Source organism: Clostridioides sp. ZZV15-6598 (genome assembly GCF_020657705.1).
Lineage (GTDB): Bacteria > Bacillota > Clostridia > Peptostreptococcales > Peptostreptococcaceae > Clostridioides > Clostridioides difficile_F.
Genome location: NZ_JAGWCS010000200.1, coordinates 1 through 4,915, shown reverse-complemented (window position 1 = coordinate 4,915; position 4,915 = coordinate 1). Strand labels below are relative to the sequence as shown.

The following is a 4,915-nucleotide window of genomic DNA, read 5'->3' as shown; positions in this document are numbered from 1 at the left end:
ATTTAAGATAGTATCATATTTATGAAGATTTACATTAAAAATAGTCAAAAAACACAAATATATAAGTTTAAGAAAAGAGTTGATTAAATGCGTAAGTCTGGATATAAGACAATATTTTACTCGTACATTATTTTTTTCTTAGTGCTTTTCTGTCTGGCCTTAACTGCGATAGGAATTTTCTTATCACTTATTAATGTCCAACATCCAAATGGAAAAAGTATACGTAGTGACTGGCCTCAAAACTTTACAGAAAGTTTTACTGAGCAAATTATATTTATAAATAATAAACCACAAATAAAACAATCTGGTTTGGAAAAACTTCTAGAGAACCAATTATGGATACAAATCTTAGATAGTGATGGAAATAGAGTTTATGGATTTTCAGAACCAAAAAATCAAAAAAATCACTATTCTAATTCTGAGTTATTGGAATTAGCCAAGAAAGATACTCCAAATGATGATACTGTATACTTGGGTAGTATCAAAAATAATGAGGATGATTTTATTTACATTATTCATTTTCCATTAAATATTTCTAAAGTAACAATGTTTTTTGATGGTACTAAATTTATAGGCGGAAAACCTATTATACTTTCAATAATAGGTATTATACTTTTAATAGTTTTAATTTCTGGAATTGCCTATGGATATTGGGTAACAAAACTTATTTCACGAATCACGTCTGCCGTCAGTGATATTGCAAAGAGAACATATCTTCCAATCAAACAGAAAGGAGTTTTTGCTGATGTCTATGATAGTTTGAATACTCTTAATGAAGAAATTCACATCAGCGATGAAATACAAAAGAGAACAGACATTATACGAGAAGAATGGATTTCAAATATAACTCATGATTTAAAAACTCCTCTTTCACCAATAAAAGGATATGCAGAACTACTTGTAGACGATGATAATATTCTTTCATATGAACAAGTACAGAGATATGCTTCTATCATGCTTAAGAATATAGAATATACAAATACACTTATTAACGATTTAAAGTTAACATATCAATTAGAAAATGGTATGATTCCGTTGAATAAGCAAGATAACAACTTGATAAGGTTTTTGAAAGAGTTAGCCATTGATATTTTGAATTATCCAGAATATGAAGCTAATATAATTGAATTTGACAGTAACATTGACAATATTAAATTTACTTTTGATTCTACACTGTTAAAGCGTGCATTTAGTAATTTGATTATTAACGCTTTTGTGCATGGAAGTCAAGGTACCAAAGTTTCTTTGAATGTAATGGTAGATGATAAAATTAATATAACTGTTTTAGATAATGGAAAAGGAATGACAGAGAAAGAAGTATCAAATCTATTTAATCGTTATTATCGTGGAACTAATACAGAACAAAAAACAGAAGGAACTGGTTTGGGATTGGCAATAACAAAGCAAATTATTGAACTTCATGGAGGAACTATATCGGTTGAAAGCACTTTATCTTTAGGAAGTACATTTCATATCATATTTCCTATCAATTAAGGTTAAATAAGGTTAAATAAAAGATATATTAAGGTTGATAAATTATCATATTTATATGGTAGTTATCAACCTTTTTAAATCAAGAGAGTAGGTGTAAATTTGAAAATTATATTAAAGTATATCTTAACAAATATTAAAGAACGAAAAATAAGAACAGCAGTTATGTTGCTATCCATAATTTTATCAACAGTTTTACTTTTCGTTTCCTTTTCAATTGGATTGTCTTATGAAAGTGCACAACGAAAAATGGCAAGAGGTATGGCTGGGACTGCAACAATAGCTGTTCAAAGTACAGATTCAAATAAATTAAATAGTTTAGAAGATATACCAGATTTAAGTTCAATAAAATCAAAAGTTGGAATATTAGAAAGTTCTGCTGTTTATCATGAAAATGGATATTATGAATCATTCGATATTATAGCAGCAGACTTACCACAACTAAATAAAATTAATAAACCAAGATTGGTAAATGGAGATAATATCACTGATTTTTCTGGTGATAAAATTATTCTTCCAGACCGTTTCACATCAAAGTATAAAATTAAAAAAGGTGATTTAATCACTTTACAAGTTTGTAGTAAGCCCTATATCTTTGAAGTAGCTGACATTGCTGCATATGACACAGTTTTTTTGAGACATACCAGAGGGGTAAATGCATTAATACCTAAAGACACACTATCTAAAATTTTAAACAAAGAAAATGGATATACAAAAATTTTAATAGAGCCAAAAGACAATATAACAACAGAAAATTTAATGAATGAATTATCAAAAGAAATTTCAACTGAGAAATATAAAGTATCAAATACTGTAAATGAATCTCAGATAATAGCAGATGCTAGACAGAAAACAATGCCATTTTTCTTAATAAGTTTTTTTGCATTAACTATGAGTATTTTTATTATATATAGCAGTTACAAGGTAATTACATTAGAACGTCTTCCAATCATTGGGACATTTAGAAGTATTGGTGCAAATAAAAAAACAGTAACTAATATTTTGCTGTTTGAAAGTATATTGTATGGAAGTATTGGAGGATTATTTGGGATTCCTATTGGTATAGTTGTTTTAAATTTTATGCTTCATGGTCTTGGTAATTCTCTTGAACAAGGGATATCAATTCCAATAGTAATATCTCCTATAGTAATTATTTCTTCTGTTATAGTGGCAATAATTGTTTCTCTACTTAGCTCATATGTACCTATAAAAAAGACTAGTCAGTTACCAATAAAAGATGTTGTTTTGGGAACAGTGGAAGAAAAGAATATTTCAAATCGTACTATATTTTGTATAGGTGTCATAGTGCTTTTTTTATCTATTCTACTTACAAGGATAACAACTGAAAATACTTTGTATTTGGCTGGAGGGTTTTCATTATTAGGGTTAATTGTATCTACTATTATCCTAATTCCTTTTTTTACTAATACTATGTCTACAGTCTTTGAATTTATTTATGAAAAGATTTGGGGAAATGAAGGTAAATTAGCTGCCAGAAATATGAAAAATAATAAAAACATCACACAAAATATTACATTATTATTTATAAGTATTTCTGCTGTAATTGCAATAAGTGTTGTAGGAAGTTTTGTCAAGACATATATAGGAGATGTATTTCGTGATGCCAAGTTACAGGGGTTCGCAGATGGAGAGATGAGTCAAGAATTTATTGAAGATGTTAAACATATGGATGGAATTAAAAAAGTTTTACCTATATATGTTATGAATAATGAAATATCTTATAACAATATAAAATTTTCAAGAGTAGAAGCAACCGATAATATAAAATTGTATAGTTCTATGTTTGCAATAAACTATACTAATTCTGATATGGAGGAAATAGTAATTAAAGCTTTTGCAGAAGAACGCTCTATTATTTTAAATGAAGATACACTAAAAAAAACAAGTTTCTCTATAGGAGATAAAATAAATGTATCTAATGGCGGTGAAGAGGTTTTTTACAAAATAGTTGGAAGTTTTAAATCTCGTGCAAATGATGCAGAAGCTGTTATACCATCTCGTTATGCGATTAGTGATTTTGATAAAACTACATATGGATTTTTAGCTTATACATCAGTTAATCCAGATTCGATTATGATTCAGATAAGAGATTTATTTGGAGATACATCTAATTGGAGTCGTACTGTTGAAGAATTCAACAATGACTCTTTAAATACTATAAATAGCTTTTTATCTCCTATGAATAATATGACCTATTTTATTTTACTGCTTGCTACAGTAGGTATCATTAACAATCTATTAATAAACTATATTCAAAAGCGACGTACTATAGCTATGTATAAATCTGTAGGACAAAGTGATAAACAAAATATTAAAATGACTTTAATTGAAGGATTTACATCAGGTTTATTTGGTGCTATTATTGGAATTTTAATATCTATATTAGAAATTCAGACTATTTTTATAGTTGCAGGTCCAAAGATTTCAATGACACCAGACTTAGATTTTAAAACATTCATTTTTGCTGGAGTGTTAGGTATTACAGTAACATTGATGGGTTCAGTAGTACCAATTATAAAAGGAAAGAAAATGAAATTAGTAGAAGAAATTAAATTTGAATAAAAATGGAGGATAACACATGAAAACAAGCTATAAGAGTATAGCCATAGAAGCAAAAAATATTATTAAAGAATTTAAAGTTGGTAGTATAACTACTAAAATTTTAAAAGATATATCTTTACAGGTAATGAAAGGTGAATTCGTTTCTATTATGGGACAATCTGGTTCTGGAAAAAGTACACTTTTATATATTTTAGGAGGTCTAGATACTCCAACAAGTGGAAAGGTATATATGAATGGGACAGATATATCACATTTTAATGATGATAAAATGAGTATAATACGTCGTAGAAATATAGGGTTTGTATTCCAATTTTATAATTTAATACCGAATTTAAATGTTGAAGAAAATATTATGCTACCTCTATTACTAGATGGGGAAAAAATGAATGATTATAAAAATCAATTAAACGAAATTTTGGAAATTGTTGGATTATCAGATAGACGTAAACATACTCCACGTGAGCTGTCTGGCGGTCAACAACAACGTGTCGCAATAGCACGTGCAATTATAGGAAAACCAGAGATTTTATTTGCTGATGAGCCTACTGGAAACTTAGATAGTAAGACAGGAGCAGAAATAATGCAATTACTCCATAAAATAAATCAAGAAAGCGGTCAAACAATAATTATGGTGACTCATTCAACAGAAGCAGCTGAAAGTAGTAATCGTATTATTACAGTTCTAGATGGTGTAATTGCATAATAAATAATAGATGTATTTTGGTAATTTTTACATAATAAGTTTGACGTTTCTTAGATATTTTTAAAGATTTTCTTAAATATTTTCCATCCTTTTTAGATTGTATAAATTTTGTATATATGAATTAGACTATGTTAAATG

At 27.9% G+C, this 4,915-nt stretch carries 3 protein-coding genes; all 3 read left to right on the top strand.

Annotation, left to right across the window (positions count from 1 at the left end; genetic code table 11):
* Positions 1-87 precede the first annotated feature (87 nt).
* The gene (locus KGF50_RS20325; protein WP_227849740.1) at positions 88-1,494 is read left to right on the top strand and encodes a sensor histidine kinase; all 1,407 of its coding nucleotides are present in this window, start codon (positions 88-90) and stop codon (positions 1,492-1,494) included.
* A gap of 99 nt (positions 1,495-1,593) precedes the next feature.
* A complete protein-coding gene (locus KGF50_RS20320) occupies positions 1,594-4,074 on the top strand; it encodes an FtsX-like permease family protein (protein ID WP_227849739.1) in 2,481 nt (826 codons plus the stop codon).
* A gap of 16 nt (positions 4,075-4,090) precedes the next feature.
* Positions 4,091-4,777, top strand: coding sequence for an ABC transporter ATP-binding protein (locus tag KGF50_RS20315; protein ID WP_227849738.1), 687 nt, complete (start codon positions 4,091-4,093; stop codon positions 4,775-4,777).
* The last annotated feature ends 138 nt before the right edge of the window (positions 4,778-4,915 follow it).